Here is a 13926-nt window from a genome sequence, read left to right on the forward strand (position 1 = left end):
AGAGGGCGAGCACAAATAGTGCCGCTACTCCGAGAATCAAGGCTATTATCACTATCTTGTTGCTGGTTTTCATTCTTTTCTCTGCTCCTTTCGGCAGGTTTCATAGGCGTCGATCACTTCATCAATCGTTATATCGAGGGTCTCCATCGCATGAAACAATGCGGGTAATTCTTCCTCGAAGAAACTTTTTTTCCGCTCCCGTTTGACCCTTTTGGCGCCCTCCGGGGCCACAAAGTAGCCGATGCCCCGCTTGTTATAGATAACCCCAAGCTCCTGAAGGTAACTATAGGTCCGCATCGCCGTATTGGGATTCACCTGCATCATCCCTGCAAATTCCCTAATGGAGGGAACCCTCGTTTCTACGGGCCAAGTACCGGTAATAATCTGTTCAAACATAAAATCGGCGATCTGAAGATAAATGGGACGTGTATCATCAAACTCCATGGCTCACCTCTGCCTCTCTGATTCGCAGCCAGGAAACCAACCAGCAGAAAGGCGGAAGAATACCCCAATAAAAGATTTCGGCACAACGGACGACTCCTTCCATCAACCGCCTGCCGCGAAGGGGACGGAAAATCAAGGGGTCCAAGTGGTTCAATTGATGCAGCCCACCGAAAACAAGCCATTGAGCAAGGAGCCCAAGAAAAGAAAAGAAAAAAGAGAGCAGTGTAAGTGTAAGTACTGTTTTTAAAAAGTGATTCTTACGAAACCAGGCGGCACCGAGAAAGAAAAGAGACTGGCTTGCAAGATAATTGGCATACAAAAGTCTCAAGTTTCGTGTAAAAGGCGTAAAGAACGGAATTGCATTACGAAACAAAAGTAAAGTCAGGAAGTGGGCACAGAGGGCGGCAATGCTGTAACCGAAAATAGCAAGAAGAAGGTAGCCGGGGCCCGAAAAGAGAAGACGAGAGAGGGTTTTTTCCCCTGCCCCGGCAGGCAGAAGGATAAAATGGCGGGTGGTAGCTTTGCGATGAAGATCGGAGAAGGCCCGGCTGGTAAGTATGTATCCGCCCGGAAGGAATAAAAGAGGGAAAAGGATATCGTGGAACTGCCTAGTATCTCCCTGCCAGGCAACAAGCACACCAAGAACGATTATCACGGCAATTGCGGCGGCAAGGGCAAGAAAGGCATTGCGCCATTGGGTATGGAGATCCCGTTTCATGAGAAGTAAGAGGCGGCGAATGGAAAAGCTCATCACCCGGCCCTCCTTTGAAGTGCGGCCTCGACCCTTTCCCGAGCTGTCATGACAGCATTGAAGAAAACCTCGATATCAACCGAACCTTCCTCTCCGCTTTTGTTCTCCTCCACCACGATGTAGCCCCCCAGGGCCTGATCGCTATAAATAGGAGCCGGGTCGGAAGGAAGCGCCCGAACATAGCGCATCAGTAGCGACCTACCGATTTCTGCAATCGTACGGTTGAGAATAATCGCCCCTGAATCCACAATGACAATGGGATCAATCAAGTGCCCCATATCCCGTACCTGGTGGGTTGAAATAATAATGGTCTTGGTTTCATCGACTGCGGAGGCAAGCACCCGCCGAAATTGATTTTTGGAAGGAATATCCAATCCGTTTGTGGGTTCATCAAGGAAAAGTATCGAGGTATTGCATGCAAGGCCGAAGGAGAGAAGAAATTTTTTACGCTGGCCATAGGAAAAGGTGGTAAGCTTCCGGTTCCCTGGGATATCAAACTCTTCGAGATAAGAGAGAAACTGATGGTGGTCAAAGCGCTCATAAAAGGGAGCATACAGCAACTCGTAGGCCTCCCCGGTAAGCGCATTTACATGAAAGTCCTCTGCAAGAAAGAAAATTTCGGCAAGAAGCGAAGGAGAACGCTTGGCAGGTTCCCGCCCAAGGAGAAGGACCTCCCCGGCCTCAGGGAAAAGCAGCCCCGACATAATCTGCAAAAGTGTTGTCTTCCCCGCACCATTTTTACCAAGGAGTCCGTAGATATTACCTGGCTTTAGGTTTAAGTTCAAACCGCGAAAAAGATGGTTTTTACCATACCCAAAATCCATTCCGGATATTCGGATCATTTCAAACCTCCGTATTACTGTTCTATTTAATTAGTACACCAGAACAATAAAACAAATGTCGTAACAGTGTCAATCCATCTTTCAGGAAATAGTTTCCGTTTCCATGTCACGATAACGGGAAAGAAGGGAAAGGAAGTGTTCTCTGGAGATTTCTTCCGCACCAAAAGAGGCAAGGTGCTCGGTATAGACTTGGCAGTCGATGAGTCGATAGTTCTGCCGGACAAGAAACCGTACGGCAGTGACAAAGGCAACCTTACTTGCATCACGCCGAAGTGCGAACATCGATTCGCCACAAAAAAGGGCCCCCACAGAAACACCGTAAAGCCCTCCCACAAGCTCTCCTTCGAACCAACTTTCAAAGGAATGAGCATAGCCCAGGCTGTGAAGCCTCTGGTATGCCGTAATCATCTCTTCGGTTATCCAGGTGCCCTCCTGCCCGGGACGAGGCACCTCGGAACAGCCTCGTATGACTTGATCAAAGGCCCGATCCATGGTGACCCGATATTCACCGGAGCGTATACGTCGTTCAAGCCGATGAGGCGAGTGGAGTTTTTCAGGAAAGAGGACGAACCGGGGATGGGGGTTCCACCAAAGAATGGGGCTGTCTTCACCAAACCAGGGAAAGACCCCCTGCCCATATGCGGAGACGAGAATCTCGGGCGAAAGGTTTCCCCCTATGGCAACAATTCCTTCATCATCTTTAGGCGCCGGAAATGTTACAACCGGCAGCCCTTCGGTAAAAAAAGGCATGGTAAGCAATGACCTAGTTAGAGAACTTCTACCTTGATTTTACCGGCATCAAGGCTTACCCGGGCACGGCCGCCGGAGGAAAGATCCCCGAACAGGACCGCATCCACAAAGAAAGTCTTAACGTGTTCCTGAAAGAGCCTTGCAATATTTCTGGCTCCGAAAACAGGGTCATACCCTGTTTCAGCCAACCAGCGGCGTGCTTCAGGAGTGACTTCAAGGAAAACAGACTTTGCTTCCAGCTGCAGGGCAAAGGCCTTAATCTCTTTATCGACGATTTGCAAAACGACGTCGATCGGCAAATGGGCAAATTGGACAATACGATCAAGACGATTCCGAAACTCGGGGCTGAAGGCATCCTCAAGGGCCTTCCCAAGGGCGGATTCACTCACACTCCGCTCTCCGAAACCGATCATCGGCTTACCAATATCGCGGGCCCCGGCATTGCTGGTCATGATGATAATGATATTACGGAAATCGGCTTTTCGCCCCGAGGTATCGGTCAAGGTAGCATAATCCATCACCTGGAGGAGCATGTTGTACACATCCCGGTGAGCCTTTTCGATCTCATCGAGGAGAAGCACGGCATGAGGCTCCTTTCGTACCGCATCGGTCAAGAGCCCCCCCTCTTCATAGCCAACATACCCCGGAGGGCTACCGACAAGCCGGCTCACCGAGTGGCGCTCCTGATATTCACTCATATCAAATCGAATAAGGCCGATCCCCAGGTGTTCGGCGAGTTGTCGGGCGAGCTCGGTCTTTCCGACGCCGGTAGGCCCGACAAAAAGGAATGAGGCAACAGGACGTTCACCATTACCGAAGCCTGCACGGGAGCGCTTTATGGATTCCACCACCGCGGAAACGGCCTCATCCTGCCCGAAGACCACGGACTTCAGACGCTGATCAAGGGTACGAAGCCGCTCAGTCTCATCGGAAGAGACACTACGCTCGGGAATTCGTGCGATCCCTGCCACAACCTTTTCCACAATCGACCGATCAACTACTCGTCGTTCATCCGCCTCTGAAGGTTCGGAAAGTTGGATCCAGGCACCGGATTCGTCGACGACATCGATGGCCTTGTCGGGCTGTCGCCGATCGTTGATGTACTGGGTGGAAAGATCGAGGGCCGCCTCTATTGCATCATCGTCATAGCTGACCCCGTGATATGCTTCATAACGGCCTCGTAAGCCTTGAAGAATCGCAAGGGTTTCATCCCTCGAGGTCTCGGGGATATCGATTTTCTGAAATCGACGACTTAAGGCCCGGTCCTTATCAAAAAATTTCTTAAACTCCTCATCCGTGGTGGAACCGATACAGCGAACATTACCGCTGGCAAGCACAGGCTTAAGGAGATTCGATGCATCCATCGATCCGCCGGAGACCGCCCCGGCTCCGACAATGGTATGAATTTCGTCGATAAAAAGAATAACCCGTTCTTCGGCTTCAAGCTCCCGAAGGACCTGTTTCATGCGTTCCTCAAAATCACCGCGATACTTCGTACCCGCAAGCATTCCTCCCAGATCAAGGGAGAAAAGCCGATAATCGCGCAAAGGGGCGGGCACGTTCTCTTCGGCAATACGCGAAGCCAGCCCTTCAACCACGGCGGTTTTTCCGACTCCCGGTTCACCCACAAGAATGGGATTATGCTTAAGCTTCCGGCAAAGGACAAGACTCATACGCTTAAGCACATCCTCACGGCCGATAAGGGGTTCGAGCTCACCATCCCTGGCGGCCTGAGTAAGATCCCTGGCAAACAGCTCCAGGGCACGCCCATGGCGCCTGGACTCCGAATCATCCCCATCCTCGGAATCATCATCCTCCACTTCGCCTTCATCCACCCAGGGAACAGCGGAAGTAACGGCATTCAAAAGAGCGTATCGGCTGACACCGCTTTTACGGAGGATATAACCGCTTTGGCTCTCTTCCTCATCGAAGATGGCGACAAGAAGATCACCGGGTTCCACAATGCTGGTGGAAGAACTTTGTGCATGATAGAGGAGGCGGCCGATGACACTCTCAAAGCCGGCACTCTGTATCGGTTCAAAGGCTTCGTCACCCGCTACAGCAGGGACCTTCTTGGCTAAATACGCCTCGAGCAACCGGCTGGCCTCTTCAAGATCCGCGCCCGACTCCTCAAGCAGCGTGCGAAGCTCCGGAAAATGAAAGGCGGCATGAAGCAGGTGCTCCGGCGTAAGATATTCATGGCGCCGTTCCTTAGCCATGAGATAAGCAGTCTGAATTAATTCTTGTACGTCGTCGCTAATTTCCATCTACCTTACCATCAAAGATCCGGCTCTATTTCACAGCGCAGGGGAAACTCCTCTGACTTGGCCATGACAAGAACCTGCCGCTGTTTGGTGACGGCAATATCCTGGCTGTAACAACCGACCAGGCCTTTTCCTTTTTTATGCACATCAAACATGATTTTAACGGCCTCTTCACTAGAATGATGAAAAACTTGACGAATCACCTTAACGACGAAATCCATAGTGGTGTAGTCATCATTTAACAGCATCACCCGATACATCGGCGGCTCCCGATACTGCTCCTGTGAGCGGTCCTCAAGCTTTGTCCCGAAACGAAAATCACTCATGATTTTTCCCGTAAAGGTGCTCCATCTCTTCCAGGATAGCCTCCGTTTTTTCACGGCATTTGCCGCAAACGGTCCCTGCGCCGGTTGCCGTTTGAATTGCCTCGTAGCTGACGGCCCCGGCCTTGAAGGCTGCCTCGATCGCCTGATCGGTAACGCCTACACACTCACAAACGATGTTCGCAACGCTTTTGGTAAAGGGATTTTCGAGACCGTTTTTCTCAAGGTAGTCATCAATGGCGGCCCGAAGTCCTTTGTCTCCCAAAACGCTGCAATGGAATTTGTGCTCGGGAAGACCGCCGAGAGCCTCGGTGATTTGTTTCGGCGTGATATGATACGCCGCTTCCAGGCTCATCCCCGTCACCATTTCACTCATCATGGAGGTACTGGCAATGGCACTGGCACAGCCGTAGGTCTTCCAGCGGCATTCGGCTATCTTTCCGTCTCGGACCTTAATGGCGACAAGCATCTGATCACCGCACGCCATGCTTCCCACCATTCCGGTTCCGTCGGCCCCAAAGGAGTCCTCATCGTCAAGAACATTTCTCGGATTAACAAAATGATCCTTTACCTTTTCGGTATAGACCCACTGCATCTTGGTACTCATTGATGAACCTCCTTTCTGGAGATCGTGGACATCTTTCGAATCCTCTCGATAATAGGCGGAAGCTTTTCCAAAAGATAATCGACTTCTTCCTCGGTATTGAAACGGCCAAGGCTGAACCTGATCGACCCATGGGCCAATTCGGCATCCATTCCCGTGGCCATCAATACGTGGCTCGGTTCGAGGGACCCGGTGGCACAGGCGGAGCCTGTAGAAACCGCAATACCTTCGATATCGAGAGAGAGCAGAATCGACTCACCTTCCGCCGCGAAAAATGATACGTCGAGGGTGCCGGGCAGGACATCCTCCGGATGACCGTTGATCATAACATCGGGAACCGAGGCAAGGATACCATCCCGCATTTTGGTTCGCAGACGCAAAAGCCTGATGTACTCTTCATCAAGGAGTGAGCCTGCTTTTTCGGCGGCACAGCCGAAGGCTATAATCGACGGCCCATTGATTGTACCGGCCCGAAGCCCCTTTTCCTGGTGGCCGCCATGGATCAGGGGAAAAAGAGGAGCCCCCTTTCGTCGATAGAGAGCCCCTACCCCCTTTGGAGCATAAAGCTTATGGGCTGAAGCGGTCAAATAATCGACCTGCAGCTCTTCAACATCCACCGGAATTTTTCCCACACCTTGTACCGCATCGGTATGAACATACGCACCATGCTGCTTCGCCAGTTTGGCGATATCGGCAATATCCTGAATGGTTCCGATCTCGTTATTTGCCAACATCACGGAAACCAGGGCCACACTATCGTCAAGTTCATCAACATAACGATTCATGTCGATCTTACCCTCACTATCAACCGGCAAGATAGCAACAGGAACACCGAACCGTTTCAGAAAGGCTGCCGTTTCAAGAATACAGGGATGCTCAACGGCGGTGGTGATCACCTTTCCTTTCCGGCGGGGAAAATCGGGATGCAGTACGCTTTTAAGTACTGTATTATTCGATTCCGAACCACCGCCGGTGAATAAAATTTCTTCGGGCAAGGAACCCAAGAGCCGGGCGACCTCGCCCCGGGCCCATTCCACCCCCTCATGGGCCTGTCGTCCGAACATATGCATGCTGGAAGGATTCCCGTAGAGATCAAGCGCCTGGATAAAACGCTCCCTGACATCGGGATCCAGAGGCGTGGTTGCATTATTATCAAAATAGACAAACCTGCTGTTCATATAGAAAAAAGGTACTGCCCGACAGAGACTTAGTCAAGCTTCGCCCGTGAGAAACGAATATGATGGCGCATGGCCCATTCGACATACCCGCAGGAAGCCGGCAACCATCCGGAAAACATCGCGTGGAAGATCGTCATCTTGTTGCACCCTTCCATCCGGCGGAAGCGTTCATGGTACACTTTACAGCGACCGTTCTCTTCGTTCAGGTAGACACAGGGACGATCGTGATATACATAGAGAATTCCCTTTACATAGGCCTTCTCATAACAGCAGGCGCCGCACTGCCTGCAAAGAGAGTCCCATCGGCGGCTAAACGGAGTCCTCATCAGCGAAGCGGTGCAAAATAGCCGGATTCCCCGCGGCCGCTTCGACCATGAAGATAGGCCTGAACTTCGACAGGGAGGAACTTTCTACCGAAATCATCATCGAGGGAGCTGTTATACTCGATCAGATATCTGCCGTCCCTCCGCTGGAGAATGATATCGACAAGGGATGCAATCCCTTCCGGCCTAAAAAGGTGTATCACCCGACCGCCGCTCTTTTCGGCAAGATAGCGATACTCATCGGGTACATCGCCATCAAAGGGGTATACGCAAAAGAAACCAATGTGATTAACTTCCAGATATCTGGCGACTTCTGCAAGCTCGTGACGATCGAAGGCTGAGGCGGGCGGTGGGCCACCTGCAAGGAAAATGATGGCCCGCTTTTTATTCTTCGCAGTAAGGCCGGAAGCCGCAAGCCGGATCGCCGAATCACACTGCCATTGCCGGCCGGCCTCGCCAGAACCCGACAAAAGCGCTTCGACAAGGGGATCGGCCCCGTACACCGATGAAACCTCCCGCACGGGAAGGGGGCCGGCACTTACAAATGAAAATTCAAAGCGTCCGGCTGCGCCATTCGCCAAAGAACCAACGGCCTCTCCAAAGGCAGAGGAGAAATTCCGTCCCGCATCTGAACGTTCGGCAACAATTGCAACGGCGGCCTGATCCAAATCATCCACCGATCCGAGATAATGCATTCCGGAAGCCTCGACCCGACCCTCGGTTACAAGGAAATTGGTCTCTTCAAGCCCGACCACGGGTTTCCCGTCCCGCCTGGAAACCGAAAGCTCCAAAACAATTCGGGGGAAACGGTTCTCGATGATTCGCTCGACATCGACCAAAAGGCTTCCGTAAAGCTGATTGAAATCTGCATAACGGCACACGGCGTTCGCGGAAAAATCGGAAATCATCAAATTGCCGTTCACATCGAAGGCCCCCTTAATGAAGGAGTCGCCCTCTCCAGCCGCTATCAGGGTTTTCGAAACCTCCCGTTCCGTATCGAAAAGATGAAGACCCGTGGCATCCGCGACAAGCAGCTTTCCGTCCTCGGCAAGTGTCAAACCTTCCGGCTCACTAAAGAGATTTTCTCCGCAGGTCCCGAGAAAGTTACCACTTACATCGAAACGGTAGAGGATGTTCCGCCTCCCATCGGCAATAAAAAGTGTATCATCGACCACACATATACCAGTGGGCTCCCGGAAGCCGGGGAAATCGCCCGCCCGCTTTCCAAAAGAAAGAATAAAGTTGCCGTCGGTATCGAATTTCGATATTCTTCGGTTTCCCTGCTCGCTAACATAGAGATACCCCTCCCGATCCATTGCCAGATACTGCGGGCCAAGCAGTTTACCATCCTCACGTCCCTTTCCCCCGAAGCGGTGGATGTCCGTACCAGAAGGGGTACAACTGACAATTCGATCCCCCTGGTACTCGGAGATGTAGAGCCGTCCAGAGGGGCCGACAAGAGCATCGAAGGGGCGATTCAATCCGTTCAAGCCCCCCCGAATTCTCGTCCGTATCATGCCGTTGATCGAAAGCGAAACGACCTCGTTGGAGGCGAAGGAGACGACATAGCTGCCGCCGTCGGCCCTGGGGAGGATCGAAGTTGGACCGAGAAAGAGCGTATATTCGTCGGCACTTCCCTCCAAGCGATCGACTTCCACGAATCTCGACTCAGGAGAGAGGGCGGGCCCAAGGGCCCTTCGATACTCTATACTGTCGATTAAATTCTTAAGGCTCGCTGTTGCAGCCTGACTATCCATCACCGTCTTCCATTGCTCAAGAGCCGATGCGAGAAGACCTGAACGATAGAAACTGTTTCCCAGCCAGAGGCGGGTGATGCCACGATCGGGCTTAAAAGAGAGGCTGCGTTCAAAGGAAAGGATGGAACTTGCATACTCGCCGTTGTGATACGACCTGACACCCGACATAAAAGCCTCATCGGCACTCACGGCATCCATATCGATCTTTTGCTCTGGCGACGCTTCCTGTTCTGTTTCCTGGCCGAAGAGAAATGGGGTAAGAAACAAAAACATGAGGCAAGGAAGCATCATGCATCTCAAATATCGACCTCTGCTCATGATTCCTCTTCCCCCTCTTCGTCTATTACTTTTCTCAAATGAGAGGCAATGACCCTGTTGCCCTTGGAAAGATCGTAAGCCCGGCCGAGAATACGCCTTGCTTCCCTAATTCGCCCCATCTTAAAAAGTGCCCATCCCAGGGAATCAAGGTATGCAGCATGTTCGGGCCGAGCTTCAAGGGCCTTTCTGATGTTGTCGGTTGCTTCCGGCAACTCCCGATCAAGTTCAACCATGGTATAACCAACAGAATTGAGTGCATTGCTGTTTCCCGGCTCCAGATTAAGGGCCTTACGATAATAATCAAGGCTGATATCCGTTTTCCCCTGGCTGAAAAGGGCAAACCCAAGGGTTGAATAGACTTGGGGGGACTCAAAGCCGGCATCCAAAAGCTCTCGCATTTCAAACTCTGCAAGACGATAACGCCCCGTGACATTATAGATATAGCCGAGGACCATACGGCATTGATAAATATGGAGGAAATCATCGTGGTTGGTAACTACCTGTTCAAGATAGAGCAGAGCCTCATCATATTTTCCAAGTTTCGTATAGCACAGCCCCAAATAATAGGCAAGGTCGGGATATTCTGCAGGATCTACATCGAGAGAAGTAAAGTAGTCGAGGGCCTTCTCGTACCGCTTCGCGCGGTAGAAGGCAAGACCCGTTTCAAGTAAATTGTTCATGATCCGGTACCTCAAACCGGGCGGACCGGTACAGTTCACTCTCCTGATGATTCATGGGATGCAAGAAAACCGGAGAAACCGAAATGTTACCGCTGTTCACAGCAGCCCAGTCAGAACCGGGTTCATCTTCGGCATGAACGGTATCACCGGCCAAGAAATAAAAGTTCTCTCCTCGCGGCCCCTTCATGGCGGCAATGGTATCATCGTAGATTCGTTTGGATGGGTGGGTGAAAAGAACCTTATAGGGCCGTTCCCGGCTCGGATTCGGTACATTTATGTTGATAAAATGATCCCGCGCCCAGAGTCGAAGAAAAAGATCAAGGTTTACCCGAACGAATTCTGCGGCGGCCTCAAAGGGAAAAGGAGGATGCATTGGTGCAACGGAAACAGCAACCGCAGGAACTCCAGAGAGGGCACCCTGCCGTGCAGCAGCCGCGGTCCCCGAGAAGATAATATCCGTTCCCAAATTCGGCCCCCGATTGATACCACTGACGACAATATCGAATTTTTCGGGAAGTGCCCCTAAAAGAGAGTAGAGAACGCAATCGGCCGGGGTGCCGCTACACGCATAGATCCGTTCCCCGACCTCTCGAAACCGAACCGGATCCCGAAGGGTAATGGAATGACTCATACCACTGCGCTCGGTCTCGGGAGCCGCAACCCACACCTCATGTTCACGAGAGAGGGCCCTACGCAAGGTTTCCAATCCGGAACTGGCTATACCATCGTCATTACTCAGAAGTATCCGCATGAACCTACTATAACGGAATCATCCCCGTTTTGAAAAGATAATCTTTGCCCCGGAAGAGGGTTCACAGACAAAGATATCGGGATGGAAGCCGAAAATACGTTCGTAATCCTCAAGACGCCGCTGATACTCCTCAATAACAGCCTCTTCCAATAGCGTAACGGTGCACCCACCAAAGCCGGGTCCAACAAGACGGGAGCCATAACAACCTTCCAGCTCCCCTGCCCGCTTGACAAGCCAATCAATCTCGGGACAAGAAACCTCGAAATTGTCCCGCAGGCTTTCCTGTGAACGGTTCATAATCTTACCGAATGAGACAAGATCCTGCTGAAGAAGGGCGGACCGAGACTCTATAACCCGTCGGTTCTCACCGACGACATGGAGACAGAGACGTCGCTCGGCTTCGGAAAGGAGGTCCGTTCCTTGTTTCAGTTCCTGTTCCGAGAAATCGAGAATTGTTTTGCCACTATCATGCCCCTGCAGCTTCTCTATCCCCTCCTCACACTGTCTGTAGCGTTCGGCAACCTCTTCCTTTGCATAATTTTGGTTGACGTTACTGTTGGTAACCACAAAACGGGCATTCCCTATGCGCAGGGGAAGGTGATTGTACTCTAAGGTATGGAGATTAAGGAAAACGGCACTTTCCTGCTTTGCAAAACAGGCGACGAATTGGTCGGTAATCTGCTCAGGAATACCAATGAAGGCACTTTCGGAAAGATAGACCACCTGCACGAGCTTGATATCTTCGATGTTGTAGCCGAAGAGTTCCCTCATGGCAAATGCCGTCGCCAAACCGACAGCGGCAGAGGCTCCGAGACCGATTCCCTGAGGAACGGTACCTCCAAAGCTGATATTCAGCCCACGAAACTGATAACCAAGCTGGAGCAGTTCATAGAGCACCCCTTTGAGGTAATTAGCCCAACGATCTTCCCTCTTATACTTGAGATTGGCAACGGTAGTTCTTTTACGCTCGTGAACATCTGCGGCATAAAAACGGAGAGAGTTGTCTTTTCGCCTGGATATCGCCACTTCGACGGTATGGGGTAAAGCCGTCTGAAGAACATACCCTTCGGCAAAATCAGTATGTTCTCCCATCAGGTTCAACACACCAGGTGCGGAAGCCATTACTTCCGGCTCACTCCCATACTCCGCCACATGGCGAGCGATTAAATCTTTCATGTAGCGCCCTCTAACAGAACTCGGGTCAAACCTATCTTAAAAGAAATTATCTTTGATTGCAACAGAAAAGCATCTGGAAAGATGCCCCCGCATCGGTTAGTATGGTCCGATGAAACGACGTAGCCTTGCGGCCTCGGGCCTTGCAATCCTTTCCGCTCTGTTATATGCCCTGGCCATGCCCAACGAATTCCTTGCATTCGGTTCTCCAACGATAGCCCTTTTTGCTTTAGCACCACTCTTTGCAGCCATTAGAATGGTCTCAGGCATCGGCCATTCTATGATAATAGGCACTCTTTTTTCCATTACCATGAGCCTCACCCAATTCTTCTGGCTTCTCTATTTTCAGGATTTTTCAATATGGACCCTCACAGGCGTCGCCTTCGGGCACGTCATTTATTTCTTATTATTCACACCGATATTTCATGCCCTTTCCAGGCAGAGCAAGGATGCAGTGCGCCCTTTTTTGCTTGCCGCAGCATGGTGCGGTTATGAATACTTTAGGGGTATAGGTTTCTTGGGATTCCCCTGGAACATGGCAGCACATCCCTTTGGGGGGGTATTGCCGTTGGCTCAAATCGCTTCACTGGCCGGAATGTGGCCGTTATCCTTTCTTGCCGTACTCTTTTCAGCTCTTGCAGCCGAAATTCCTTTCACAAGAAGTAGAGAGAAACTTCAGGATTTTGCTAAAGGCCTTGTGACCGCAGTCGCCGTAACCCTGCTTTTCTTTGCCACAGGAGCCGCGCTGCTCCGCCAGGAAAATCAGCGTATCGACGACATGGAGCGACGCGATCTATTGTTGGTGCAAACCAATGCAGACTACTGGCGTCCGGGCGAGGCCATAAAGGCTATACAGAAAGGGCAGAATCTTACCCGCGAGGGGCTTAAAGACCATCCCGATGTCGATCTTGTGGTTTGGAGTGAAAACAGCCTGCAATACCCTTATACAGAAAAAAGCAGAATCTACCACACCAAGCCGGAAGGAGATTCCTTCCGGAACTTTCTCCGGGATATCTCCGTCCCCTTGCTCACAGGCTCTCCCTATTTTCTCGATAAAGAGGGTTTTGATGCCATGAATGGGGCAATGCTGATACGACCGGACGGCTCAGTGGGAGGAGTATACGGGAAAAGCCAGCTTGTCCCCTTTGCAGAGCGGGTTCCTTTCTGGGATTTTGCTCCTTTTCGTAATTTTATGGAAGAGACGATAGGGCTTGTTTCCGCAGGATGGGTTCCCGGCGACCCGGCTGCATTGATTAGGCTGGATGAGAAAACAACGATGGCCACACCAATCTGCTTTGAAGACTGTTTTTCTTATCTGACCCGTTATCAAGCCCGTCTCGGTGCAGGATTATTTGTCAATCTGACAAATGATTCATGGTCAAAAACGGTTGCAGGAGAGACACAGCACTTTGCCGCTGCCAGATTTCGATCGGTGGAAACCGGCAGATCCCTGGTTCGATCTACGAATGCAGGTGTCACGGCTCTTATACTGCCCACAGGAAAGGTTACAAAGCATCTCCCTCTTTACACCGACGGTTCCTTATTTGTATCTGTTCCCATAGCCCCGCCCGGATATCAGACTGCTTATATGGTGCTTGGTGATTGGTTTGTCCAGCTGCTTATTGCGGCTCTGATTCTTTATCGTGTTAATAGTGTCCGGAATCGTGGTGAAAAATGAATAAAATCTCCTTTTCTCGTAGTTACTTATAGTAAGAACGCTACGAAAAAGGAGTTTTTCCATGTTCCATCCCCCCTTCTGCCCCAATCC

14 protein-coding genes are annotated in these 13926 nt (G+C 51.2%); 1 reads left to right on the forward strand and 13 read right to left on the reverse strand.

Going from position 1 to position 13926, the window contains the following annotated elements; genetic code table 11:
* Positions 1 to 69: 69 nt before the first annotated feature.
* From F459_RS0118790 to galK, 13 genes are all read right to left on the reverse strand, one after another.
* Entirely contained in the window at positions 70 to 444 is a 375-nt protein-coding gene (locus F459_RS0118790) for a GntR family transcriptional regulator (protein WP_020614253.1), read from the reverse strand.
* Positions 434 to 1195, reverse strand: coding sequence for a hypothetical protein (locus tag F459_RS0118795; RefSeq protein WP_020614254.1), 762 nt, complete (start codon positions 1193 to 1195; stop codon positions 434 to 436). Before F459_RS0118795 ends, F459_RS0118790 begins: the two co-directional genes overlap by 11 nt.
* The gene (locus F459_RS0118800; RefSeq protein WP_020614255.1) at positions 1195 to 2037 is read right to left on the reverse strand and encodes an ABC transporter ATP-binding protein; all 843 of its coding nucleotides are present in this window, start codon (positions 2035 to 2037) and stop codon (positions 1195 to 1197) included. Before F459_RS0118800 ends, F459_RS0118795 begins: the two co-directional genes overlap by 1 nt.
* An 81-nt stretch (positions 2038 to 2118) precedes the next feature.
* Positions 2119 to 2787 (reverse strand): leucyl/phenylalanyl-tRNA--protein transferase, encoded by a 669-nt coding sequence (gene aat / locus F459_RS0118805; RefSeq protein ID WP_020614256.1) that lies wholly within the window; start codon positions 2785 to 2787, stop codon positions 2119 to 2121.
* 17 nt (positions 2788 to 2804) lie between these two features.
* Complete coding sequence (gene clpA / locus F459_RS0118810; protein WP_020614257.1) at positions 2805 to 5054, reverse strand: ATP-dependent Clp protease ATP-binding subunit ClpA; 2250 nt, start codon at positions 5052 to 5054, stop codon at positions 2805 to 2807.
* Positions 5055 to 5065: 11 nt separating this feature from the next.
* The gene (locus F459_RS0118815) at positions 5066 to 5377 is read right to left on the reverse strand and encodes an ATP-dependent Clp protease adaptor ClpS (RefSeq protein WP_020614258.1); all 312 of its coding nucleotides are present in this window, start codon (positions 5375 to 5377) and stop codon (positions 5066 to 5068) included.
* Positions 5370 to 5981, reverse strand: coding sequence for an iron-sulfur cluster assembly scaffold protein (locus F459_RS24620; protein WP_020614259.1), 612 nt, complete (start codon positions 5979 to 5981; stop codon positions 5370 to 5372). The genes F459_RS0118815 and F459_RS24620 overlap by 8 nt, the downstream gene beginning before the upstream one ends.
* A complete protein-coding gene (locus F459_RS0118825; RefSeq protein ID WP_020614260.1) occupies positions 5978 to 7156 on the reverse strand; it encodes a cysteine desulfurase family protein in 1179 nt (392 codons plus the stop codon). The genes F459_RS24620 and F459_RS0118825 overlap by 4 nt, the downstream gene beginning before the upstream one ends.
* Positions 7157 to 7185: 29 nt before the next feature.
* The gene (locus tag F459_RS24005; RefSeq protein ID WP_154651738.1) at positions 7186 to 7482 is read right to left on the reverse strand and encodes a CxxCxxCC domain-containing protein; all 297 of its coding nucleotides are present in this window, start codon (positions 7480 to 7482) and stop codon (positions 7186 to 7188) included.
* Entirely contained in the window at positions 7482 to 9554 is a 2073-nt protein-coding gene (locus F459_RS0118835; protein WP_033302086.1) for an NHL repeat-containing protein, read from the reverse strand. The genes F459_RS24005 and F459_RS0118835 overlap by 1 nt, the downstream gene beginning before the upstream one ends.
* Entirely contained in the window at positions 9551 to 10234 is a 684-nt protein-coding gene (locus tag F459_RS0118840; protein ID WP_020614262.1) for a tetratricopeptide repeat protein, read from the reverse strand. The genes F459_RS0118835 and F459_RS0118840 overlap by 4 nt, the downstream gene beginning before the upstream one ends.
* Complete coding sequence (surE, locus tag F459_RS0118845) at positions 10218 to 10985, reverse strand: 5'/3'-nucleotidase SurE (protein WP_020614263.1); 768 nt, start codon at positions 10983 to 10985, stop codon at positions 10218 to 10220. Before surE ends, F459_RS0118840 begins: the two co-directional genes overlap by 17 nt.
* 18 nt (positions 10986 to 11003) lie before the next feature.
* Complete coding sequence (galK, locus tag F459_RS0118850; RefSeq protein ID WP_026295112.1) at positions 11004 to 12161, reverse strand: galactokinase; 1158 nt, start codon at positions 12159 to 12161, stop codon at positions 11004 to 11006.
* 109 nt (positions 12162 to 12270) lie between these two features.
* Here galK and lnt point away from each other — a divergent pair, with 109 nt between their 5' ends.
* The gene (lnt, locus tag F459_RS0118855; RefSeq protein ID WP_020614265.1) at positions 12271 to 13836 is read left to right on the forward strand and encodes an apolipoprotein N-acyltransferase; all 1566 of its coding nucleotides are present in this window, start codon (positions 12271 to 12273) and stop codon (positions 13834 to 13836) included.
* Positions 13837 to 13926 lie beyond the last annotated feature (90 nt).

This window comes from Sediminispirochaeta bajacaliforniensis DSM 16054 (genome assembly GCF_000378205.1).
Lineage (GTDB): Bacteria > Spirochaetota > Spirochaetia > DSM-16054 > Sediminispirochaetaceae > Sediminispirochaeta > Sediminispirochaeta bajacaliforniensis.

What these genes read in the sequence shown, in the direction of transcription:
- galK (WP_026295112.1), bottom strand. Translation starts at nt 12,161, where the DNA reads ATGAAAGATTTAATCGCTCGCCATGTGGCGGAGTATGGGAGTGAGCCG.
- F459_RS24005 (WP_154651738.1), bottom strand. Translation starts at nt 7,482, where the DNA reads ATGAGGACTCCGTTTAGCCGCCGATGGGACTCTCTTTGCAGGCAGTGC.
- aat (WP_020614256.1), bottom strand. Translation starts at nt 2,787, where the DNA reads ATGCCTTTTTTTACCGAAGGGCTGCCGGTTGTAACATTTCCGGCGCCT.
- F459_RS0118790 (WP_020614253.1), bottom strand. Translation starts at nt 444, where the DNA reads ATGGAGTTTGATGATACACGTCCCATTTATCTTCAGATCGCCGATTTT.
- F459_RS0118815 (WP_020614258.1), bottom strand. Translation starts at nt 5,377, where the DNA reads ATGAGTGATTTTCGTTTCGGGACAAAGCTTGAGGACCGCTCACAGGAG.
- clpA (WP_020614257.1), bottom strand. Translation starts at nt 5,054, where the DNA reads ATGGAAATTAGCGACGACGTACAAGAATTAATTCAGACTGCTTATCTC.
- surE (WP_020614263.1), bottom strand. Translation starts at nt 10,985, where the DNA reads ATGCGGATACTTCTGAGTAATGACGATGGTATAGCCAGTTCCGGATTG.
- F459_RS24620 (WP_020614259.1), bottom strand. Translation starts at nt 5,981, where the DNA reads ATGAGTACCAAGATGCAGTGGGTCTATACCGAAAAGGTAAAGGATCAT.
- F459_RS0118840 (WP_020614262.1), bottom strand. Translation starts at nt 10,234, where the DNA reads ATGAACAATTTACTTGAAACGGGTCTTGCCTTCTACCGCGCGAAGCGG.
- F459_RS0118835 (WP_033302086.1), bottom strand. Translation starts at nt 9,554, where the DNA reads ATGAGCAGAGGTCGATATTTGAGATGCATGATGCTTCCTTGCCTCATG.
- lnt (WP_020614265.1), top strand. Translation starts at nt 12,271, where the DNA reads ATGAAACGACGTAGCCTTGCGGCCTCGGGCCTTGCAATCCTTTCCGCT.
- F459_RS0118825 (WP_020614260.1), bottom strand. Translation starts at nt 7,156, where the DNA reads ATGAACAGCAGGTTTGTCTATTTTGATAATAATGCAACCACGCCTCTG.
- F459_RS0118795 (WP_020614254.1), bottom strand. Translation starts at nt 1,195, where the DNA reads ATGAGCTTTTCCATTCGCCGCCTCTTACTTCTCATGAAACGGGATCTC.
- F459_RS0118800 (WP_020614255.1), bottom strand. Translation starts at nt 2,037, where the DNA reads ATGATCCGAATATCCGGAATGGATTTTGGGTATGGTAAAAACCATCTT.